Here is a 524-nt window from a genome sequence, read left to right on the forward strand (position 1 = left end):
GGCGTTCGGTCTGACCGACCGTACGCAGAAAGGGGCAGGACGTGTCCGCTGATGTCGCGGTGAATCCGGGGGACACCGCCTGGGTGTTGGTCTGCACGGGGCTGGTGCTGTTCATGACGCCCGGCCTGGCCGTCTTCTATGGCGGGATGGTGCGCAGCCGCAACGTCCTGGCCATGTTGCAGCAGAACATGATCGCCCTCGGGGTGGTCAGCCTGACCTGGGTGTTCGTCGGCTACACGTTCGCCTTCGGCGACGACGCCGGCAGCGGCCTGTTCGGCAACCTCGAACTGTTCGGGCTGACCGACCTGAAGGTGCCGCCCGCCCCGCACCTGCACGTGGTCGACGCCCGGATCCCCATTCCGGCGCTGCCCTTCGTCGCGTACCAGATGATGTTCCCGGTGCTCACGCCCGCGCCGGTCACCGGCGCCACCGCGGGCCGTGTGAAGTTCGGCTGCTGGGCGCCGTTCCTGGCGATCCGGTCCATCGTGCTCTCCGCGCCGCTCCTCCTCTCGCTCTGGACCCCC

The 524-nt window shown here is 68.9% G+C and carries 1 pseudogene; it reads left to right on the forward strand.

From position 1 onward, the window contains the following. Nucleotides 1–41: 41 nt before the first annotated feature. A pseudogene (locus tag JMF97_RS30505) lies at nucleotides 42–524 on the forward strand (ammonium transporter); the annotation flags it as partial.

Origin of the sequence: Micromonospora fiedleri (assembly GCF_016774385.1) — a bacterium.
Classification (GTDB): Bacteria; Actinomycetota; Actinomycetes; order Mycobacteriales; family Micromonosporaceae; genus Micromonospora; species Micromonospora gifhornensis.